Annotated in this window: 19 protein-coding genes; 12 read left to right on the forward strand and 7 right to left on the reverse strand. The window is 35.7% G+C overall.

The features are described 5' to 3' along the window. Nucleotides 1-61: 61 nt before the first annotated feature. Genes BXY82_RS07465 through kdsA form a run of 3 tightly spaced genes read right to left on the reverse strand, consistent with a single transcriptional unit; the run spans nucleotide 62 to nucleotide 2,225 of the window. Entirely contained in the window at nucleotides 62-526 is a 465-nt protein-coding gene (locus BXY82_RS07465; RefSeq protein WP_133757582.1) for a GNAT family N-acetyltransferase, read from the reverse strand. 2 nt (nucleotides 527-528) lie between these two features. Further along, complete coding sequence (locus tag BXY82_RS07470; protein WP_133757583.1) at nucleotides 529-1,380, reverse strand: hypothetical protein; 852 nt, start codon at nucleotides 1,378-1,380, stop codon at nucleotides 529-531. A gap of 26 nt (nucleotides 1,381-1,406) precedes the next feature. Further along, nucleotides 1,407-2,225 (reverse strand): 3-deoxy-8-phosphooctulonate synthase, encoded by an 819-nt coding sequence (kdsA, locus tag BXY82_RS07475; RefSeq protein WP_133757584.1) that lies wholly within the window; start codon nucleotides 2,223-2,225, stop codon nucleotides 1,407-1,409. Nucleotides 2,226-2,651: 426 nt separating this feature from the next. Here kdsA and typA point away from each other — a divergent pair, with 426 nt between their 5' ends. The 6 genes from typA to BXY82_RS15645 all read left to right on the forward strand — a co-directional run bounded on the left by typA (nucleotide 2,652) and on the right by BXY82_RS15645 (nucleotide 9,920). Beyond that, complete coding sequence (gene typA / locus BXY82_RS07480) at nucleotides 2,652-4,451, forward strand: translational GTPase TypA (RefSeq protein ID WP_133757585.1); 1,800 nt, start codon at nucleotides 2,652-2,654, stop codon at nucleotides 4,449-4,451. A 183-nt stretch (nucleotides 4,452-4,634) separates the two neighbouring features. Further along, nucleotides 4,635-5,621 carry a GNAT family N-acetyltransferase gene (locus BXY82_RS07485; protein ID WP_243835739.1) on the forward strand — a complete coding sequence of 329 codons (987 nt, stop codon included), beginning with the start codon at nucleotides 4,635-4,637 and terminating at the stop codon, nucleotides 5,619-5,621. Continuing rightward, the gene (locus tag BXY82_RS07490) at nucleotides 5,618-6,724 is read left to right on the forward strand and encodes a DegT/DnrJ/EryC1/StrS family aminotransferase (RefSeq protein WP_133757586.1); all 1,107 of its coding nucleotides are present in this window, start codon (nucleotides 5,618-5,620) and stop codon (nucleotides 6,722-6,724) included. The genes BXY82_RS07485 and BXY82_RS07490 overlap by 4 nt, the downstream gene beginning before the upstream one ends. Continuing rightward, the gene (locus BXY82_RS07495) at nucleotides 6,721-8,025 is read left to right on the forward strand and encodes an O-antigen translocase (RefSeq protein ID WP_133757587.1); all 1,305 of its coding nucleotides are present in this window, start codon (nucleotides 6,721-6,723) and stop codon (nucleotides 8,023-8,025) included. Before BXY82_RS07490 ends, BXY82_RS07495 begins: the two co-directional genes overlap by 4 nt. A gap of 24 nt (nucleotides 8,026-8,049) precedes the next feature. Further along, nucleotides 8,050-9,348 (forward strand): O-antigen translocase, encoded by a 1,299-nt coding sequence (locus BXY82_RS07500; protein WP_133757588.1) that lies wholly within the window; start codon nucleotides 8,050-8,052, stop codon nucleotides 9,346-9,348. Then, on the forward strand, nucleotides 9,345-9,920 hold the full coding sequence (locus BXY82_RS15645; RefSeq protein ID WP_133757589.1) for an acyltransferase: 576 nt from the start codon (nucleotides 9,345-9,347) through the stop codon (nucleotides 9,918-9,920). The genes BXY82_RS07500 and BXY82_RS15645 overlap by 4 nt, the downstream gene beginning before the upstream one ends. Here BXY82_RS15645 and BXY82_RS07510 read toward each other — a convergent pair. After that, a complete protein-coding gene (locus tag BXY82_RS07510) occupies nucleotides 9,917-11,056 on the reverse strand; it encodes a glycosyltransferase (RefSeq protein ID WP_133757590.1) in 1,140 nt (379 codons plus the stop codon). The genes BXY82_RS15645 and BXY82_RS07510 overlap by 4 nt on opposite strands. Before the next feature lie 55 nt (nucleotides 11,057-11,111). On the opposite strand from BXY82_RS07510, the gene BXY82_RS07515 reads away from it, so the two are divergent. Beyond that, nucleotides 11,112-11,954: a glycosyltransferase family A protein gene (locus BXY82_RS07515; protein ID WP_133757591.1), complete on the forward strand. Its 843-nt coding sequence runs from the start codon at nucleotides 11,112-11,114 to the stop codon at nucleotides 11,952-11,954. Then, entirely contained in the window at nucleotides 11,947-12,339 is a 393-nt protein-coding gene (locus tag BXY82_RS07520; protein ID WP_133757592.1) for a sugar 3,4-ketoisomerase, read from the forward strand. Before BXY82_RS07515 ends, BXY82_RS07520 begins: the two co-directional genes overlap by 8 nt. Here BXY82_RS07520 and BXY82_RS07525 read toward each other — a convergent pair. Both BXY82_RS07525 and BXY82_RS07530 read right to left on the reverse strand, forming a co-directional pair. Next, nucleotides 12,322-13,257 (reverse strand): glycosyltransferase family 2 protein, encoded by a 936-nt coding sequence (locus BXY82_RS07525; protein WP_133757593.1) that lies wholly within the window; start codon nucleotides 13,255-13,257, stop codon nucleotides 12,322-12,324. The two genes, BXY82_RS07520 and BXY82_RS07525, sit on opposite strands and share 18 nt — an antisense overlap. Next, nucleotides 13,254-14,144 carry a glycosyltransferase family 2 protein gene (locus BXY82_RS07530; RefSeq protein WP_133757594.1) on the reverse strand — a complete coding sequence of 297 codons (891 nt, stop codon included), beginning with the start codon at nucleotides 14,142-14,144 and terminating at the stop codon, nucleotides 13,254-13,256. Before BXY82_RS07530 ends, BXY82_RS07525 begins: the two co-directional genes overlap by 4 nt. 166 nt (nucleotides 14,145-14,310) lie before the next feature. Between BXY82_RS07530 and BXY82_RS07535 the strand changes: the two genes are divergently transcribed. Next, a complete protein-coding gene (locus BXY82_RS07535) occupies nucleotides 14,311-15,903 on the forward strand; it encodes a right-handed parallel beta-helix repeat-containing protein (protein WP_133757595.1) in 1,593 nt (530 codons plus the stop codon). Here BXY82_RS07535 and BXY82_RS07540 read toward each other — a convergent pair. Next, complete coding sequence (locus tag BXY82_RS07540) at nucleotides 15,900-16,583, reverse strand: cell division ATP-binding protein FtsE (RefSeq protein ID WP_133757596.1); 684 nt, start codon at nucleotides 16,581-16,583, stop codon at nucleotides 15,900-15,902. The two genes, BXY82_RS07535 and BXY82_RS07540, sit on opposite strands and share 4 nt — an antisense overlap. A gap of 216 nt (nucleotides 16,584-16,799) precedes the next feature. Here BXY82_RS07540 and BXY82_RS07545 point away from each other — a divergent pair, with 216 nt between their 5' ends. From BXY82_RS07545 to BXY82_RS07555, 3 genes are all read left to right on the forward strand, one after another. Continuing rightward, nucleotides 16,800-17,609, forward strand: a complete 810-nt coding sequence (locus tag BXY82_RS07545; protein WP_133757597.1) for an alpha/beta fold hydrolase — start codon at nucleotides 16,800-16,802, stop codon at nucleotides 17,607-17,609. Between the two features lie 34 nt (nucleotides 17,610-17,643). After that, a complete protein-coding gene (locus BXY82_RS07550) occupies nucleotides 17,644-18,825 on the forward strand; it encodes an ATP-binding protein (RefSeq protein ID WP_262711375.1) in 1,182 nt (393 codons plus the stop codon). Nucleotides 18,826-19,098: 273 nt separating this feature from the next. Then, a complete protein-coding gene (locus tag BXY82_RS07555) occupies nucleotides 19,099-22,119 on the forward strand; it encodes a tetratricopeptide repeat protein (RefSeq protein ID WP_133757599.1) in 3,021 nt (1,006 codons plus the stop codon). Nucleotides 22,120-22,189: the final 70 nt, after the last annotated feature.

Consider the following 22,189-nt stretch of genomic DNA (forward strand, 5'->3'; position numbering starts at 1 on the left):
TTAAGGATAGAACTATAACAGCAATGAGGGTATAGAAACACTCATTACCCTAAACATTGACTTATAGTTCTCGAGAAACAGAATAGACTTGGAACGCCAAACCTTTAATATTTTTTTTCTGTTTTTTATCAACTTCATAATAATGACTGTCAAAAAAGTCTAAGGCATTGGTACTAATATCCGCTTTTATAACCTCAAATCCATTAATGGATACCCTAGATTCCATTATGCGTAATAATTTGGACCCAACGGTGCGTCGTAGATAATTTTTACTTACATAAAGACCATCCAAATAATAGCCGTTTTTCAAATATGAAAAGCCTACAATTTCATTTTTGACTTCGGCCACAATAAAATAAAGGTTTTCAATGCGCTCCTTCCACACATCAATATCATCAGCCCCTGAAGACCAAACTTGAATGTGTTTGTCAGAATAATGTTTGCTGTTGATGTGGCGTATGGTATCTCTGAAAATTGTGGTAATTTCAGGTAAATCGTCCAGGGTTGCTTGTCTTATTTGTATCATAATTATACTCTAAAAAGTCCGCCGATGCTAAAAATGCTTTCAGCAAAGAAAAATTGTTGTGATGCGCTTTCGCCAGTGTTGGGTGTTGTTCTGATATCACCCATATTTATATATCCGCCTTTAATATCACATTGAATATAAAAGTGTTTAAAAAACGTTAGGTTTAAACCTGCACTCGCCGAAATCCCAAAGCCGGATAAATGAAAAGCATCATGGCGTTCGCGATTAAAGAGTGTGCTATTTGTTTTTGGATATAATATGCCGGCGCCAAATGCTTCTATTATATTCAATTGAAACTTATCAGTATTTTGGATGTGAAATAGTGAAGAGATGTCATCATATCTAGCAATTTCTGAAAAGATAAAATTAAGTCCGTCAGTATGTTCAAATCGTAAAAATGGTTTGGAAACAATAAGCTCTTCATGATTATAAGCACCATTAAAAACGGCACCAGCATCTTCAGAAGGCAATTTAATAAAACCATCAATTACTCGGCTTTTATTATTAGTCATCACATATTTCATATGATCCACACCAATTGAGACGGCATAATGGTCTGAAATAAAATAGCCCAATTTAAGATTGGTTTGTGGAATAGTCATTCGCGATGGATTTACATAATCAATATGCCATCCTTTAGGTTTGTCGCCCGCGGTAGCATTTTGAATGGTAAACTTATAACCGCGACCTTTAAAAGTAATATTAGATTTTGAATAAACGGCTCTATTGCCACCCCAACTTACTAAAAATTTTCGTTTATGAGATTTTGTATATTTTTTTGTTGCCAAATTGTCTTGTGAATAACAGTTCAATATAAGCAAAAAAAAGATTGCACCAACTAGTGGTGTCTTCATATGATCAAACATTAAGTTTGGGGATTTTAAAGGCTATTAACTACTTTTCGAATGGCAACTAAATTAGTCAGTAGTTTTTCTAGATTATCGAGATGAAGCATATTGGCGCCATCACTTTTGGCATTTGCCGGATCAAAATGGGTTTCTATAAAAAGCCCATCTACATTATTGACAATACCAGCTCTTGCAATGGTTTCAATCATATCAGGTCGGCCACCCGTTACACCAATAGATTGATTAGGCTGTTGCAAAGAATGTGTAACGTCTAAAACTGTTGGTGCATATTGACGCATAGTAGGGATGCCTCTAAAATCGACAATCATATCTTGGTAACCAAACATGGTACCTCTATCTGTAATCCAAGCCTTATCATTCCCAGCATCCTTCACTTTCTGTACGGCATGCTTCATAGCTTCTGGACTCATAAATTGTCCTTTTTTAAGGTTGACTACTTTTCCGGTTTCTGCTGCAGCAACCACCAAATCTGTCTGTCTTACTAAAAACGCAGGAATTTGCAATACATCAACATATTCAGCTGCCATTGCTGCGTCAGATATTTCATGGATATCCGTAACCGTAGGTACATCAAAAGTTTCAGAAACTTTGCGTAATATTCTAAGCGCCTTGTCGTCACCAATTCCTGTAAAACTATCAATTCGGCTACGATTTGCTTTTTTAAAACTCCCTTTAAAAATATATGGTATTTCTAGGTCATTGGTAATACGCACTACTTTTTCTGCAATACGTAGCGCCATTTCTTCACCTTCAATAGCACACGGGCCACAGAGTAAAAAGAAATTATCAGAAGTTATATGTTTTAATTTAGGAACGTCGTTAAGAGTCATCTGCTATATATTATAAAAATGCAAAGTTACGGAAAATAATGTGTGAAGCCATTGCAATGCTATAGGGTTTTTATAATGGAGTTATGAGCTTAGATGACCAAATGTGACAAGAAAAACGCTATACATCGCTTAAAAGCATATTGTCAAAAAGGCTTAAAATTGAATTATATTAGGTGTTATCGCGCTTTGGCAATAAACGCTAAAACGCTCAGTCGTGAAGCTTCTAAAGTCCAGCAGCCTTAAGTGGTACGTAATAAATATAAAGCGGATAAAAGTTAAAATTATGTACATCAATAAATTAGGACGGCAATTTTAGAGGTTCAAAAATTTATTTTCTCTAAAAAAAAATTAAAATCACCTCTCTTGGTAACAACTAGTAAAAAAAAATTAGCGTACATTTGCACGCTGAAAAATGGCACCATATATATGGCAAAGATAAAAAATATTGCAATTATTGCACACGTTGACCACGGTAAGACTACGTTGGTTGACAAAATTATGTACCACTGTAAAACGTTTCGTGAAAACGAAAATACAGGTGATTTAATTCTTGATAATAACGACTTGGAGCGTGAAAGAGGTATTACCATTACATCTAAAAACATCTCCGTTATTTATAAGGATACAAAAATTAATGTTATTGATACCCCTGGTCACGCCGATTTTGGCGGTGAAGTTGAACGTGTATTGAACATGGCTGATGGCGTGTTGTTATTGGTTGATGCATTTGAAGGCCCCATGCCACAAACGCGATTTGTACTTCAAAAAGCTCTTGATTTAGGATTGAAACCTTGTGTTGTTGTTAATAAGGTAGATAAAGAGAACTGTACCCCAGAAGAAGTTCATGAATCCGTTTTTGATTTAATGTTCGAATTGGGTGCAGAAGAATGGCAGTTAGATTTCCCTACGGTATACGGTTCTGCAAAGAACAATTGGATGAGTACGGATTGGAAAAATCCAACCGATTCTCTTGAACCATTATTAGATATGGTGATTGAACATATTCCTTCTCCAAAAATTGAAGAGGGGACTACACAAATGTTAATTACTTCCTTAGATTTTTCTTCTTTTACAGGTAGAATTGCTATTGGTAGATTAACTCGTGGTGAATTAAGAACAGGAATGAACATCTCTTTGGTAAAGCGCGACGGAAAAGTCGTGAAATCTAAAATTAAAGAGCTTCACGTTTTTGAAGGCGTTGGCCGTAGAAAAGTTGAAGAAGTTCAAACTGGCGATATTTGTGCCATCGTTGGATTGGAAGGTTTCGAAATTGGCGATACTGTTGCTGATTTTGAAAACCCTGAAGGATTGAAAACAATCGCTATAGATGAGCCCACAATGAGTATGTTATTTACCATTAACGATTCACCGTTTTTTGGTAAAGATGGAAAGTTTGTAACGTCACGTCATATTAAGGATCGTTTGACTAAAGAGCTTGAGAAAAACTTGGCATTACGTGTTCAAGAAACGGACAGTGCTGATAAGTTTATGGTGTTTGGTCGTGGGGTATTGCATTTATCTGTATTGATTGAAACCATGCGTCGTGAAGGGTATGAGTTGCAAATTGGTCAACCACAAGTTATCATTAAAGAAATTGATGGCGTTAAATGTGAGCCTGTAGAGGAAATGACTATTGATTTGCCAGAAGCTGTTTCTGGAAAAGCGATAGAGATGGTAACTATACGTAAAGGTGAAATGATCAGTATGGAAGCTAAAGGTGAACGTATGGTGTGTAAATTCATTATTCCTTCTCGAGGAATTATTGGTTTGCGTAATCAATTACTAACAGCAACAGCTGGTGAAGCAATCATGTCTCACCGTTTTACAGAATATCAACCACTAAAAGGGGGTATTCCAGAACGTCAAAATGGATCTTTAGTGTCTATGGAAAAAGGTCAAGCAATTCCTTATTCTATTGACAAATTACAAGATAGAGGTAAATTTTTCGTTGATCCTGGTGAAGATATTTACGAAGGTCAGGTTATTGGTGAAAATTCACGCGGTGATGATATGGCTGTTAACGTAACTAAAACTAAAAAATTGAGTAACGTCCGTTCTTCAGGTGCTGATGATAAAGCGCGTATTATTCCAGCTATTAAATTCTCATTGGAAGAAGCGTTGGAATATATCCAAAAAGATGAGTACGTTGAGGTAACTCCTAATCATATTCGTTTGCGTAAAATATATTTGACTGAAGTTGAACGTAAGAGAAATAAGAATATCTAAAATATTGTTTTTGGGTACATTATATAAAAGGAATTCCATTTGGAGTTCCTTTTTTTTTATGAAACGTGTTGGTATGGCTCTCAAAAACTTATCCTGTATTGTCAATAAATGTAATCAAATTTAAGACCCTCACTAAAAATATTGTAATTTGGATGCGCATTTAAATATCTTAATTAATATTTCGTGTCAGCCCTGAAAGAGTTTACTGTTACTTTATACCAGCCTGAATTTAAATCAGATTGGGATACCTTTATAATTAATAGTAAAAACGGTACCTTTTTATTTCAACGTGATTTTATGGAGTACCATAACAATCGGTTTGATGATTTTTCATTACTTCTTTTTAAAGGCCATATATTGATTGGGGTAGTACCAGCACACCGGGTAGAAGACACACTGTATTCGCATCAAGGCTTAACTTACGGCGGTTTAATTTTATCGGCTGATGTTCCATTTAAATCGGTTTTGAATAGTTTTAGGACACTATTGAAGTTTCTGTCAGACCAGAAGATTAGATATTTATATATAAAGGAAGTTCCAACAATTTATCATCAAGGCCCGTCTGACGAAATTCGTTATTTGAGCGCTATATTACAGGCACAACTAGAACGGAGAGACGTGCTGTCAGTTGTGGAAAACACAAATAGGTTGCGCTTTTCCAAAAGTAGACGGGAAGGCATTAAACGCGGTAAGTTAAATGACTTACAAATTGTTAATGACGATGATTTTGAGACCTTCTGGAACCTAATTTTACAACCTAATTTGAATCTAAAACATAACACCCATCCGGTACATTCGCTCGAAGACATATTATTTTTGAAATCGAAATTCCCTGACAGTATCAAGCAATTCAATGTGTATGATGATGGTAAGATTGTTGCAGGCGCAACCATTTTTGAAACGGTGCATGTGGCCCATTGTCAATACATTTCAGGAAATGCTGATAAAAACACATTGGGAAGCCTTGATGCGCTGCATAACGTTTTAATTAATGAAGTGTATGTTGACAAGCCTTATTTTGATTTTGGCACTTCTAACCTTAACAATGGGCAACAGATTAATTACGGACTCCAATTTTGGAAGGAAGGATTTGGCGCCCGTACCATAACACAAGATTTTTATACTATTGAAACACGAAATTATAAAAAACTGGATGCTGTATTGGTATGATTAAATTTCTAGATTTACATAAAATAAATACCCGTTTTGAATCTGAATTTCAAAAAGGTTTTAAGCGTTTTTTAGATTCTGGGCAGTATATTTTGGGGTCGGAAGTGGCGCGTTTTGAATCAGATTTTGCCACTTATTGTGGGACTGATCATTGTGTGGGTACCGCAAACGGTCTGGATGCACTCACATTAATCTTTAAGTCCTACTTGCACCTAGGTAAGCTAAGGCCTAATGATGAAGTGATAGTGCCTGCCAACACGTATATAGCCTCCATTCTGGCTATTATCAATGCGGGTTTAAAGCCAGTTTTAGTAGAACCTGATCTTCAAACCTATAATCTTTCTTCTCAACACATTGAAAAACATATCACATCCAAAACAAAAGCCATTTTGGTAGTGCATTTGTATGGTCAATTAAATGCGATGACTCTTATAAACACACTTGCTGAGTCTAGAGGTTTACTTGTGGTAGAAGATGCGGCACAAGCACATGGTGCGGTGGACGCAATAAATTCTAGGAAAGCCGGCAATTTATCCCATGCAGCAGCCTTTAGTTTTTATCCCAGCAAAAATTTGGGGGCCTTGGGAGATGGTGGTGCCGTCACAACCAACGATATACAATTGGCTGAAACGCTCAAACTTATGCGCAATTATGGGAGTTCAAAGAAATACTGTAATGAAATTGTGGGTGTCAATAGCAGGCTAGATGAATTACAAGCAGCTTTTTTAAATATTAAGTTAAAATTTCTCGATGCTGACAATACCAGACGTCAGAACATTGCGAAACGCTATCTTAGTGAGATTAAGAATAAAAAAATAACACTGCCGTTCTATAATGGGTCTAAAGATCATGTGTTTCATGTGTTTGTGATTCGAATTACTGATCGTGCCAACTTCATGGCGTATCTCAGAGCAAATAATGTAGAATTTGTAATGCACTATCCAATTGCGCCGCATCATCAACAGGCCTTAAAAGATTTTAGAGGTCAGCATTTGCCCATAACAGAACTTATTCATAACACTATAATTAGTATTCCTATCAGCCCGGTAATGACAGATAAAGAGGTTTCTAAAGTTGTTGAAATAATAAATACCTACCAATGAGTAAAATTAACCGTTATATTAATGATCAAGTGTTATTTAAGGTGGCCAATCTTAATTCGATAACTATCTTAACTAAAATAGTTGCTGGAATTTTAACTTCTAAAGCGATTGCTGTTTTTATTGGGGTGGAAGGTATGGCACTTATAGGAAACATGCGTAATTTTTTAAGCGCTATCCATACATTTTCAATTCTTGGATTTTATAATGGCTTTGTAAAGGCTATAGCAGAGTATAAAAACGACGCATTAAAATTAAGTCAAACCTTGTCTACAGCGTATTATTTAGGATTTAGTGCTACAATATTTATATCTTTTTTGACATATTATAATGCTGAATCTATTAATGATTTCCTGTTTTCTGCGCATTACAATTACGCTTATGTAATTAAAATTATGGCAGTCGCACTGCCTTTTTATGCGTTGAATATGTTCAGCTTTGCCATAATGAATGGCTTTTCCAAATATAAAATTTTACTCATTATTAATATTATTGGTCAGGTTTTAGGGCTATTGGTGACCTTGCTGTTAATCTATCAGAATAATATAGATGGGGCCTTGCTTGCTGCAGTAATAGCACCATCACTTATATTGCTAATCACTTTTGTAGGTTTTGTCAATCAGCGCAGTTTGGCGCCGTCCATTAAGCTGACTAATGTCAACATAGGCATTTTAAAAAAATTGGGACCTTTTGCCATAATGGGTCTTATTACCGCCATTGCCATTCCATTGGTTTCAATTCTCATCAGGAACTATATTATTGATCAGGTCGGGATTAAACAAGCAGGACATTGGGAGGCCATGCAACGTATTTCAGATTATTATTTAATGTTTATCAATTCTTTAATGACTTTGTATTTCTTGCCCAGATTTAGTGAAATTGACAGTAAACAAGAGTTTAGAAAAGAAGTGTTCAGCTTTTATAAATCTACAATTCCTATTTTCGCCGTAGGCTTGGTTGTGATTTATGTTTTGCGATCGGTGTTGGTATCTTTAATCTTTTCTGAGGCTTTTCAACCTACAGTAGATTTGTTTTTATGGCAACTTTTAGGTGATTTTGTGAAAGTGCTTTCCATTGTAATTGCCTACCAATTTATTGCTAAAAAGATGTTTACACATTTTATCATCATTGAAATTTTTCTAGTAGTTGTGATGTATCTCTCTAGCATCTATTTGATTGATATTTTTGGTGTTGAAGGGGCAGTTATCGGTCATTTTGTAAGCTATGTGATGCATTATGGAATTATATTGTTAATTTTTAGTAGTTCACTTTTTGGGGTATTACCTAGTACTCAAGATGAATAGTCTCAACCAAAAAAGCAAAGGCTTTTGAAAAGAATTTTACATCATCTCAATAGTAACTTGCTTCTCAAAATAGCCTCATTTAATTCTGTAGCTGTTTTAATAAGAGTGCTAGCAGGTTTTATGACTTCTAAAGCCATAGCTGTCTTTATTGGGGCGGAAGGGTTGGCACTAATTGGGAATTTAAGAAATTTTGCGGCTACTACGGAGTCTTTTGCCACTCTAGGCTTTTCCAATGGGGTTGTAAAATATGTTGCCGAATTCAAAAAAGATGATGCCAAACTCAAGCAAGCTATTGGTACTGTTTTAATAACGGTATTCATGAAGTCAATACTAGGGTCTTTGCTGTTTTACTTGTTTGCAGAACCAATTAGTCTATGGATTTTTAACAGTGCGCAGTCCTATGTGTATGTTATAAAATTTCTCGCTTTGGCACTACCTTTTACGGCTCTAAATTTGGTGCTGATTGCAATCATCAACGGATTGTCAAAATATAATACTGTGGTTAAAATTAATATTTACAGTCAACTATTTGGGCTTGCCATTACTTTATTATTAATCTGGAAATCTCAGCTGGATGGGGCTTTGGTAGCATCAGTTGTAATTCCTGGACTCTTATTTTTTGTGACCTTATTCAGTTTTTTTGACAGCATTGATTTTTTTAAAACCGTCAGACTCTCTAGTGTAAATCTGAAGATTCTTAAGAATTTGAGTTCGTATTCTGTAATGGCTTTATTTACCGCCACGGTTATGCCGCTTGTTTTTGTGCTTATCAGGAATTATTTAATAGATCATGTCGGTCTAAAGGATGCTGGATTCTGGGAAGCCATTAGGCGAATTTCAAATTATTATTTAATGTTTGTGAGTTCTTTGCTCGCGCTGTATATATTGCCACGCTTTTCAGAAATTAAAACTTCAGTGGCGTTTAGGAAGGAAGTCGTTCACTTTTATAAAACGGTGATTCCAATTTTTGCAGTGGCCTTGATTGTTATTTATTTCTTTCGATCATTTATTATTCAGGTGCTATTTACGGAGGAGTTCCAACCTGTAGCACATCTCTTTAAATGGCAACTTTTGGGCGATTTCCTGAAAGTCATCTCTTCCGTAATAGCCTTTCAATTGATTGCAAAAAAGATGGTGCTTTATTATTTAGGCATCGAACTGTTTTCTATTGTCACGCTGTATCTCGCCAGTATTTACTTTATTGATCTATATGGTGTTGAAGGTGCGGTTATAGCTCATTTTGTTAACTTCGCCCTTCATACGATTGTGATTGCAATCGTCTTTAAAAAACTGTTATTTGGTCGTCAAAATTATGACATATGATGAAGGCATTTAAATTAAAACTTGTGGCGGCTGTGCACTATTTCAGAAAACTGTTCTACAGATGGGCGTCTACAAATGAACGTATCAGCGGAACGTTTAGGGATATTCAGCCAGTCATTTGCAAAGGTAATGGCAGCATCAGGTTTGGGACTAATGTAAAATTTGGAGTGGCCAATTCGCCTATGTTTTACAATACCTACGCCTATATTGAAGCGCGTACGGAACAGTCGGCTATAACTTTTGGTAACAACGTGAGCATCAATAATCAATTTACGGTGGTTTCAGAAGATGCGATAACTATTGGTGACGATGTGCTTATCGGATTGAACTGTACCATTTATGACAGTAATTTCCATGATTTGGGCATCGCAAATCGCAATCAACCTGATCCAACTCCAAGAAGCGTAAACATCGCAAACAATGTGTTCATTGGGAATAATGTCACCATTTTAAAAGGCGTTTCTATTGGAGAAAATAGTATAGTGGCAGCAGGATCGATTGTGACGGAAAGTTTTCCTGCCAATGTGGTTATTGGTGGAAATCCGGCAAAACTTCTTAGGACATTAGCTTAGAATTTTGTCCAGGTTTTCAGATAGTGTTGTGCAATGGTTTTGTAATGATGCTCTTTTTCAATAAAAGCTCTCGCTTGCAAAGAAATTGCGCTTATTTTTTCGGGATGTTCAATTAGCCAACTCAGTTTTTCAACTAAATAGGCAACGTCAGGTAATGCATTTATGGCCACAGAATCTTCCTCTAAATTATAATGGTTTAACCATTCCTGTTCGGCTCCTGTAAATACCACTTTGCCTTTCGCCATAGCCTCTAAGGCATTATATCCTTGGTCATACGCATAGACCATATCCAACAGAATATGGCAGTTGTTATAACGTTGGATATAGTCCTTATATGGAACATTGGTGGTGGCTATTATGGCTATTTTGTCGGCATAGCGCTCCTCGATAATTTTTAAAGCTTCAGTAAAATAAGCATTCCCTTTTGTAAGTGCTGCGTGCGAATTAATCCCGTGAAAGATTTTTATTTTACCATCCAGGTCCATCGGTAAATAGTCGATTTTATCGGTATTGATAGGGTTTGGAATGAGTCCGCGGTACTTAGAATTTCCCACCAAAGGCAAATGGTAATCCATGTCTGTGGCAATGATACCATTGGTATGATCTAAAATGTAATGGTGTAAGGTTGTAAAGTCTTTATTTAAATATTGAAGCTTGAATTTATAATGGTCCTTTAAAGACCTATCATTTAAATAAGGCGTCATGGCGCTGTAAGTAAAGCCATTGTTGAGCATGTGTTTTACACTCGAATGATCATAACTACACGAAAGAACAAACAGTTTGTTAGTATTCGTTTTTAAAAACTGCAATAGCTTTAGTTCTGCTTTAGGTTGAATGCTAAATGATGATTCATTGATAAGTTGCACCACATCAAACCGTGGTAAGGATGTTAGTTTCTTTTTTACCTTGTAGGCGATTTCGAGGCTGCCTAAATCGATACCAAAAAGTTTATAAATACCAACTTTAAATTTATGTAAGAACTTGTTTTGAAACGACTGGTTGATGTAAATATCGACCGGATAATCTTTAAAACCGTCTTTATTGCCCATCAACACGACCTCATGACCTAAGGCCGTCAAACCTTCCTTTAAGGAGTTATGAAGTCGGCTGTATTCGCCCACCAATAGAATCCGCATAAAACAATTACATTTGTTTCAAAAATAATTAATACTAACTGTTTTAAGGTTAATAATGAACATTAAGTTGCAAAGAATAGAAATCCTTGTGTCCACCATGAATCGGGAGTCCTTAGATTTTTTATGGGACATGTTCAAACACAATAACCATACAGACTTTAGGATTTTAATTATCAACCAAACAACACCTGACAAACAATTGGTTTCCGATTTTGAGCATATAAATGTGATTAATTGCTTTGAGTTTGGTGTTCCAAAAAGTAGAAATCTCGCCATTAAAAATGCTTCTGCAGATATTTGTGTGATGGCTGATGATGATATTGTGTATCAGCCAAATTTAAAAACCACAGTGTTGGATGCACATTTAAAACATCCGGATGCTGCAATGGTGTCTTTTGAAGCTGTAGATGAGCACAGAAAACCTTATACCGATTATGGTCCGGAAGGACGACATTCAAAAACAACGCTCCAGAAAATCTATACCTGGGTTATTTCATTTAAAAGAGAGGTTTATCATCACCATCACATGTATTATAATACGCATTTCGGATTTGGCGCAACATTTAAAGGAGGTGAAGAATATGTGTTTCTTCGTAATGCTTTTGATAAAGGTCTCCCTATGGTGCACGTGTCTCAAAGCATTGTACAGCATCCTAATGAAAGTTCTGGGCGATTAATGGGAAGTGATGATGCCGTATTTTCGAAAGCCGCCTTACAACAACGGTTTCATGGGAATTTGAGTTATTTTTGGTTGCCAAAATATATTTTTTTTATTTGGCGACATAATTACATTGTTACCAATGAGGTTTTCAATAAATTCCAAATCGGACTAAAAGGCATTCAAGCATATAAAAGATTGAAGCAAACCGGTGAAATAGATCACATACAAGATGTTTAAACTTATAGATATACCCAAAATAGAAGACAGGCGTGGCAACTTATCGGTCATCGAGCACGATTGTATCCCTTTTGATATTAAGCGCGTTTATTATTTATATGATGTGCCCAGCGATTCGTATCGCGGTGGACATGCGCATAAAGAGCAATCAGAGTTTTTAGTGGCCTTGAGTGGTAGTTTTGATGTGATTTTGGATGATGGTGTTGAAAAACATACAGTCATGTTGAATAAGCCTAATAAAGGACTGTTAATTCCGACGAAAATTTGGCGTGAACTCGAAAATTTCTCTTCCGGTGCCGTGTGTTTGGTTTTGGCTTCGGGGGCGTTTGAGGAAGCTGATTATATCAGAGATTACGATCAGTTTAAATCATTTAAAAGCACTTAAGTGAATGCCTAAGTATTGCAAAAGCCCTTTAAATTTATGGAATAGTTTTATGCTGAATGCAGGCTGCTTTAACAGAAATTGCTGTTTCTTATTCAAGTTTGCGTAATCAATAGCTTTTTCAAAGTACTCAAAACTCAAAGAGTCGTTTTCAAGCTTTGCCAGCATGGCCATTGAAAACCGATTTAGATCCAAGAATTTTTTTAAACCCCGATTGGTGGTTTCCAACTGTGCATAGTTGTCAAGTGCAGGTTTGTCTATTAATCGCGTTGCGTTGTTTGAAAGACTTTGTTCCTGAAAGCGGTAAGTTACCAATGCTTGGTTTTTGAACACAATTTGATAGTGAATACCTATCCTAATCCATAAATCGGTATCCTCTCCATTTTTTATAGACGTATTATAAATGCCGATCTTTTCAAATACACTTTTATGCAAAACCACACTGGAACTTGTCAGCAGCGAATTGATAGTGCTCGATTCAAAATAGTCCAGCACACAAACGTCATTATCCTTTAAATTATCAATGGAATATATTGACGGAATCACATCGTTTGGCGTTTCTATCAGCACAGACGTGGCAAAAACATAGTATTCAGGAAATGATTGGATGAGTTGATAAATGGTTTCCAAATACGTAGGTTCCCACAGATCATCAGCATCCAACAGTGCAATATAGTTTGACTTTGCCTTAGAAATAGCCAGATTTCTAGAGGCAGAAACTCCTTGGTTTTCTTGCTCATAATAGTAGATTTTATCGTCAGAAAATGAAGCTAAAACGCTTTTGCTGCCATCTCTTGAACCGTCATTGACAACAATCACTTCAAAATCCTGAAACGTTTGATCCAAAACACTTTGTATGGTGGATTTAATGTGTGTTTCTTTATTGTATAGCGGAATGATGATGGAAAAATAGGGCGTCATTTTTGAAGGTCTTTAGAGCACATATACCCCAATTTGTAAAATTGCAAACGCGTAACGGATGGGCTTGAACTTAGGAGATTAGTGGTTAATTGCGGCTTTAGTCGTTTGAAGAGAATGGCTATTGTATAATTCAATTTGAAGCTTTTCAGTAATTTAAAGGTTTTCAGAAGGTCATTCTCGCTTTTTGTGATTTGTTTGTTTTTAAATAGTGTTAATAATGTGTCAACTGCGTGTTCCGTCTTTTTCAAATAGTCTGCATTGGTATCAAGTCCTAAATGATAGACTTCATTGTTAATGTGTTTGACTATATAACTCTGTTCTTTCAGCAAGGCTCCAAAATAATTATCATACCCATAATTTTGGCCTTTTATTTGAGAATTTAAGGCTACGAACACTTCTTTTTTTATCAGGAAATTTCCTGAGATGACAATTTTATACGGTTTCTGTTTTCTTATGGTGGCATCAACCTGTTCTTTCGCTGTTCCGTAAGTCCATCTTAAAATATAATCGCGTGGTGGTGTTTTCTCTTCATAGGCAAATCCACCGTAAATTGCATCCTGATTTCCGTTGATGAACTCTATGTAGCTTTCTATGAAATCAGAATTTTTAGGGATGACGTCAGCATCTAAAAACAATAACCAATCATAATTGGCCTTTTCGCTTAAAAGTTGTCGGGTTTGAATTCTGCCGCGATTGACAGTCGACTTTTTAAAAGATGTAAAGGCTAAGGTCGCAATTTGTGAATTTTCTGCAGTAAATTGACTTTTAGAGCAATCGTCCCAGGCAATAATCTCAAACGGCAACTTTGCAGCACTCAATTGCTGGTGAAGTGTATTCACAAGCGATACAATAGTGCAGTTGTATACTGGGATTAAAACCGAAATCATTCCTTTAAATTAAATTTAAAAATACATTTTTTATAGAGAATGCTTTCGTGAAACTTCTTTTAAAAAATGAATATTTAAGAAGGAGCGCTGATTGAATGTGCTCATGTGATTACGTATCCTGTAATTGGTTAAATCAAAACGGTACAGTAATTGTATTTTTAAAATTATGAGAACACTTTACGTATTACTTTTCGGACTTTTATTTAGTTTTTGTGCCACGGCACAACAAGAATTCCATGTGTTTCCTGATGGGAAATCTTCAGGAGATGGTAGTCTTTCAATGCCATGGGATTTACAAACTGCCTTGAGTCAAAAATCGGAAGTTGTTAATGGCGGGGACACTATTTGGTTGCATGAAGGTATTTATACGGGTCGATTTGTGAGCACCATCAAAAGCACTAAACCGAACCAATATATTACGGTCATGCCATATAATGGTGAAAGAGTAGTTCTGAACGGGAATGTAGAATCCACAAGTAACGGCGTGCTTCAAGTAAAAGGAGGACAGGTGGTTTTTAGGGATTTTGAAATTACATGGTTGGGAGAGTTTTCAAGAGATGAACGGGACGCTGATTTTCAGGCTTGTGAAGGCATTTCGCATACTACGGGTGAAAACTGTAAATTCATTAATTTAAAAATTTATAATAATCCGGGATTAGGTTTTGGCTCATGGAAACATACGGCCGGAACAATTATAGAGGATTGTTTTATTTATTTTAACGGCTATGTCGCCAAAACGGGTAAAGGCGCAGGAGAAGGCATGTATGTTCAGAATCAGAGTGATCAGACTAGGATAATTCGCAACAATATCATCTATAATAATTACTACAAAGGCATCGAAGTATGGTCCGCTGGGAAACGGAAGGATTTTGAGTTTGTTAAAAATATCACCTTAATAAATAATATCATTTTTAATAGTGGTGCCATTTCTGGAAACTCTCGAGATAATCTAATAATCGCCACTGATGATCGGAATGGGATTAACATCGCTAAAAACATAAAAGTACTTGATAATGTATTTTACCATAACACTGATTTTGTAAATAATGAAATCAATGGCGATGCGGCTTCTTTAACTTTAGGCTTTAGAAGTAGCGCTCCAATAGAAGATGTTTTAGTTCAGAACAATGTAATTATCGGTAGGAATAATGCCTTAAGATTGCTTCACGTAAAATCTTTAACCTTTAAAAATAACATTGTGTATTCCGGATATGTCGCTTTAAATAAAGAGGAAATGGCATACACTTCAAATTGGAATTTTGATAACAACCGTTTTTACACCAAAAAATCAAAGGCATTCCGTATAGATAATAACACATTGTATACACTTCAAGAGTGGCAAGCTGGTCAGAAACTGGATAAAAATAGCCAATGGGAGCACAACAGTAAATTTGATTTAGAGCCTGTGTTGGCTGTTACGCCAAGTGCTGATCGGAAGAATCGCTTTACGGTAGTGCTTTTTGACAAACAAGCAAAGAATGTCGCCGTCGATTTTTCAAAGTATAATGTAGATAAGAAGAAAGCTTATAAAATATATGATGCGGAAAATAGATCGAAAATTATCGCATCAGGAACTATAAATCCGAATCAGATTATAGAATTCCCAATGGATTTAACGGCATACGAAAGTCCATTGAATGCCACGGCACAAAAAACATCAGCGAATTTTGGTGTATTTATTGTCGAATTTCAAAATGAAGAATCTAATGAAGCGACAAAACCATTATTGGAGCGCTTATTAGATTGGATAGGGATTTAACCTTTACGCTGTACCACTTCAAACACCTTGTTTTCGTCACATTTTAAGGTCTTGCTTGGGTAACGTAAAAGAAGGGCATAATCATGCGTAGCCATCAAAATTGAATTGCCGTTTTTGTTGATTTCACGTAACACTTCCATAACTTCAATACTCGTCTGCGGATCTAAATTACCCGTTGGCTCATCGGCCAAAATAAGTTCAGGATCGTTTAAAAGTGCTCTTGCAATTGCAATACGTTGCTGCTCACCACCAGATAATTCGTGAGGGTATTTAAAGCCTTTGGTTTTCATTGCCACCTTATCTAATACTTTTTCAATCCGCTCTTTAATTTCGTTTTTGTCCTTCCAGCCCGTAGCTTTTAAAACAAATTCCAAATTACCATTCACCGTTCTGTCTGGTAACAATTTAAAATCTTGGAAAACAACGCCCAATTTGCGTCGTAAAAATGGAATGTCTTTCTCTTTTAAGGTTCTCAAATCGAAATCTACAATATGGCCTTCGCCTTCTGTTAATTGTAAATCGCCATAAAGCGTTTTCATAAAACTACTTTTTCCGCTTCCTGTTTTTCCAATAAGGTATACAAAATCACCCTTTTGCATTTCCACGTTTACTTCAGACAACACCATGCTGTCTCCTTGATATATGGAGACATCCTTTAATTCTAAAACTGTTTGAGACATTTTTTTACCTTGGATTTTTAAGAGTTGTAAATGTATTATTAAAATAATCAAATATCAAATTTTTACAAACTGCTTAACTCACGCATTAAAAGACGCCAAAAGCTTCAAATAAACATCACTTAAGATAACTTAATTTAAAATCTTGATCCAAATGCTATATATTATATCGTTATAAGACATATTTAAATACTTTAATTAACTTTGAAAAAAAAAGTAATGACACAAGATATTGTTTCACGTAATAACGTTACAATAATTGGAAAAGGTAGTCAAACTATAATGTTTGCTCACGGATTTGGATGTGATCAAAATATGTGGCGTTATGTAACTCCTGCATTTTTGAATGATTACAGGGTTGTGTTGTTTGATTATGTGGGGTGTGGAAAATCAGATCTCTCTGCATACAATGTAGAACGATATTCGAAATTGGAGGGCTATGCTCAAGATGTATTAGAGGTTTGCCAAGCCCTGAATTTGGAAGATGTTATTTTTGTGGGGCATAGCGTTAGTTCTATGATAGGCGTTTTGGCAGCAATAGAACAACCACGTATGTTTTCGAGTATGATTTTGATAGGGCCTTCAGCCAAGTATGTAAATGATGAGAAGTATTTAGGCGGATTCTCACAAGAAGATTTGGAAGGGCTGTTGGATGTTATGGATAGTAACTATATAGGATGGGCTAATTTTTTGGCACCTGTAGTGATGAAAAATGGCGATAGACCAGAGCTAACGGAAGAGCTTGAAGAAAGTTTTTGTTCTACAGATCCTGTTATCACTCGTAAATTTGCTGAAGTAACCTTCTTTTCAGACAACCGTGAAGACCTTGCCAATTTAACTTTACCTTGCCTGGTTTTACAATGTTCAGAAGATGCCATTGCGCCCGACGAAGTTGGACTTTACGTACACCAACAAATTAAAGGGAGTACCTTTATAAAAATGGAGGCTACAGGGCATTGCCCACATATGAGTCACCCAGATGAAACCATACAACTAATTCAAAAATTCTTAAAGCGACAACCTTATTAAACCCGACAACACCAACCTAAATCCTTGGGAGGTCATATATGACCATATTCCGTGCATTTTGTTTTCCCTTTCTGAAAGTGGCAAGATAACGAAGATGAATGCGGAAATGCGCCAAAAATTAGGATTACAGCATGATGAAGTACATGGGCGTCAGTTAGAGGAATTGTTGACCATAGGAAGTAAGATCTTCTATCAGACACATTTCTATCCGCTGATAAAAATGCAAAATTCCGTTCGCGAAATTTATCTTGTGTTTAAAGGTGTTACCGGTGCTTCAGTTCCTGTATTGCTAAATGTAGAAGTAAAAAAGACTGCAAATGCTACAGAAATAGTGTGTGGTGGGATGGAGATATCCAATCGTAACCGCTATGAAAAAGAATTGTTGGAAGCAAAGAAAGTTGCTGAAAATACCTTAAACGAAAATGCAGAACTCACTAAAGCAAAGAACGCTTTGGTAGCACATCAAAAAAAATTAGAATCGCAATACAGAAAAGTAAAACTGTTAAAAGAACAGCAACAAGAGGTGTTTAAGCTTATTGCGCACGATCTGCAAGAACCCTTGCGTAAATCAATTTTTTCTAGCAATTATATATTGACAAAAGGAAAAGGGCTCACGAAAGCTGTTGTGGAGCAGTTGCATAAAATAATCAGCTTCAATAGTAAAATGAGCGACATGTTGCTCACTTTGCTTCACTTTAAGGAGCTGGACCAATTTAAACTCAATTACACTACATTAAATTTGACTGAGGTCATTAAGGACGCATTACGTACATCTCCTTTGCAAAATAATGCGCAATTGGAGATTATATATCCTAATAATAATCTACAATTTAAAGGGGATAAACGTTTAATGACACGGCTTTTTGAAGAATTGCTGAAAAATTCTTGGAGTGATAGAAACACTGTAAATCAAAAATTAACTGTTGAAATCTCTGCAATTGAAATTACGAAGAATACATTTTTAGAACTTTCAGATCAATACCTTTATGATAAATTCATAAAAATTACCTATTCAGACAATGGGGTAGGTGTGCGAAACAAATTTTCTGAGATTATTCATAAATCCGTACAGTTTAATTCTAGCAATATCGGGCTAGCTTATAGTAAACAAATTGTGGAAAAACATTTTGGCGTTATTAGTGCAGATGCCACAAAAGAAGAAGGCGTTTGTTATATAATCACCTTGCCTGTAGACAAACCCTCCATAAAAACTTAAACTTTAGATTGTCTTCGTAGTTCCAATTCGCAAGGCAGTGTGCAATAATCTGTTCTAGAGCGCTTTAGTTCTATGCAAATGCGAACTTGTCGTCTTCAATAATCGCTTTAGCGTTAGCGTTAAAATCTATCATTTACTCTTGCAATTATTTAAAAATTTCACTTTAGGTCGTTCCTTGGCTTTTTAATAAGTCCGTTTATAATTAAACGAATTTTCCTTCGTTATAGATTTAAGATTCAAGTATCTTTGATCGTCTTAATAAAAACGCATTTAATGGTTAACAGAACAATAACATTTTTAGTAAGTTTCCTATTGCTAATAGGATCGTCTTACGCACAACAGTCGGCAACATATACCAATGATCTGGTCGATTATCAAAAAGCACTAACACTTTATAATAACAAGCAATATCAAGCAGCCCAAAGCATGTTTGATAAGGTGAGAGATGAGACTGACAGCGAGCAATTGGAAGCAGATTGTACCTATTACTATGCAAATTGTGCAGTGCGACTGAATCAACTTAATGCTGACGCGCTAATTGAGGAATTTGTTGAAAAATATCCTACAAGTATCAAACGTAATAGCGCCTTTCTAGACGTTGCAGATTATTATTTTGATAATGGAAAATATGCCTATGCCAGAAAATGGTATGAAAAAGTTGATGAAGGCAGTATGAGTAGGGCAGAACGCGATCGTTTTTCTTTTAATTATGGTTATAGTTTATACACAACAAAAGATGAGGTAAACGCCCAAAAATACTTAAGTCGTGTCGTAAATTCAAAAGAGTATGGCTCTCAGGCTAAATATTATATTGGATTTATGGCTTATGAAGGTGATGATTATGACAGAGCTAATGAATACTTTGAACAAGTAAGTGACAATGAAAAGTACCAAGAGAAGTTGTCTTATTATCAGGCAGATTTAAATTTTAAGCTAGGTAAATTTGAAAAGGCCATAGAACTTGCTGAGGCTCAAATGAAAAAAAGCAATCCAGCTGAAAAATCAGAACTGTCTAAGATTATAGGAGAGAGCTATTTTAATATGCAAAAATACAAGGAGGCCATTCCGTACTTAACCGCCTACAAGGGTAAAAAAGGAAAATGGAACAATACGGATTATTACCAATTGGGCTATGCGTATTATAAACAAAACGATTTTGATAAAGCCATTTCTGAATTTAATAAGATTATTGGTGGCAACAACAGTGTGGCACAAAATGCCTATTACCATTTGGGTGAAAGCTATGTTAATTTAGATAAGAAACAAGAAGCATTAAACGCGTTTCGAAATGCTTCACAAATGGATTTTGATCTTAAAATTCAGGAAGATGCCTGGTTGAATTATGCAAAATTGAGTTATGAAATTGGTAATCCGTACCAATCTGTACCTCAAGTATTGACCAGCTATTTACAGAAATATCCTCAAACCGCTAGAAAAACAGAAATTGAAACACTTTTGATCGACTCTTATATTACCTCAAAAAATTATGAGGAAGCCTTAAGATTATTAGAAGGTAAAACAAGCTTCGAAAATAAGGTTGCTTATCAAAAAGTAGCGTTTTACAGAGGGATTGAGATCTACAATGAAGGCAATTATAAAGAAGCTAAAGCCCTTTTTGAAAAAGCAATTAGAGAGGCGCGCGATGCAAAGTTTACGGCAAGGGCTACCTTTTGGAAAGCAGAAACCGATTATAATATTGGAAATTATGACGAAGCCTTGATTGGTTTCAGACAGTTTAGACAGCAAAATGAGGCCTCAGGAACACCTGAAATGACCAATATTGACTATAATTTAGGGTATACCTATTTTAAGCAGAAAAACTATTCAAAATCTACTGAGCATTTCAAAAGTTTTGTAACTAACCGTCAGGAAGATAAATTACGATTGAATGATGCCTATTTAAGATTGGGAGACGGTTACTTTGTGTCGTCAGACTATCAATCTGCTATTTCAGCGTATGATAAGGCCATTGCTCTAAAACAAATTGAACCTGATTATGCCGATTTTCAAAAGGCAATGAGCTATGGGTACATTGGCCAGGGAAGTACAAAAATTCAGGAGTTAAATAATTTCATTAATAAATACAGCCGTTCGTCTTTAAGAGATGATGCCATGTATGAGTTGGCTAATTCTTATGTTAAAGCAAATCAGAATGAGAGAGCCATAGCCATGTATGACCGATTGAATTCAGAGTATAAAAACTCAGTGTTCAATTCTAAATCAGTGTTGAGGCAAGGTCTTATTTACTACAACGCAAGTCAGAATGAGCAAGCTCTAGCGAAATTTAAAAGTGTCGCAAGAAATTACCCAAGCACTGAAGAAGCTATTCAAGCTGTATCTACAGCACGGTTAATTTATATTGATTTGGGTAGGGTTGATGAATACGCGGCATGGGTAAAAACCTTAGATTATATGGAGGTATCCGATTCAGATTTGGATAATACCACCTACTTGGCTGCAGAAAAACAATATTTAGAAAACAAAACAGACAACGCTATTAAACAGTTTAATGGGTATCTGAATCAGTTTCCAAATGGCATCCATGCTTTGAAATCGCATTTCTATTTGGGGGAATTGTATTCTAAAAAATCTTTACCTGAGAATGCACGTCCTCATTATGAGTTTGTTGTTAATAAGCCAAAAAGCGAATTTACAGAGCAAGCAATCGTAAAGCTTTCAGAAACCTATTTGAACAGTTCACAATGGAACAAGGCGATTCCGCTTTTAAAACAGTTAGAAATTGAAGCAGATTATCCTCAAAATATCATCTACGCACAATCCAATTTGATGAATGCGTATTACCAATTGGAAAAATATAGCGATGCTGAAAATTATGCTGAAAAAGTATTGTCAAATTCCAAGTTGGATATTAAAGTGAAGAGTGATGCACAGATCATTATTGCCCGTTCAGCAATTAAAACTGGCAATCAGTCTAAAGCTAAAGCTGCATACGCCACTGTAGAAAAAATAGCTTCAGGTGCTTTAGCAGCGGAGGCACTGTATTATAACGCTTACTTTAAGAACAAGGAAGGTAGTTATGAGGCGTCTAATACCACGGCACAACGTTTGGCAAAGGATTTTAGCAGCTATAGATATTATAGTGCTAAAGGTCTAGTGCTTATGGCTAAAAATTTCTATGCGTTAAAAGATGCATTCCAGGCTACCTATATTTTGGAAAGTGTTATTTCAAACTTCCCCGAGTTTAAAGATGTAGTACAGGAAGCCAAAACACAATTAAGCATCATAAAATCAGAAGAAGCTAAAACAAACTCATCAATCAATACTGATAATTAATTTCTAAGAAAATTTAAAATTGACCAAACACGTTTTGGTAACCCAACACCTTATAGTGTTGGATTTAGGA

Origin of the sequence: Gelidibacter sediminis, from assembly GCF_004364975.1 — a bacterium.
In the GTDB taxonomy this organism is placed as follows: Bacteria; Bacteroidota; Bacteroidia; order Flavobacteriales; family Flavobacteriaceae; genus Gelidibacter; species Gelidibacter sediminis.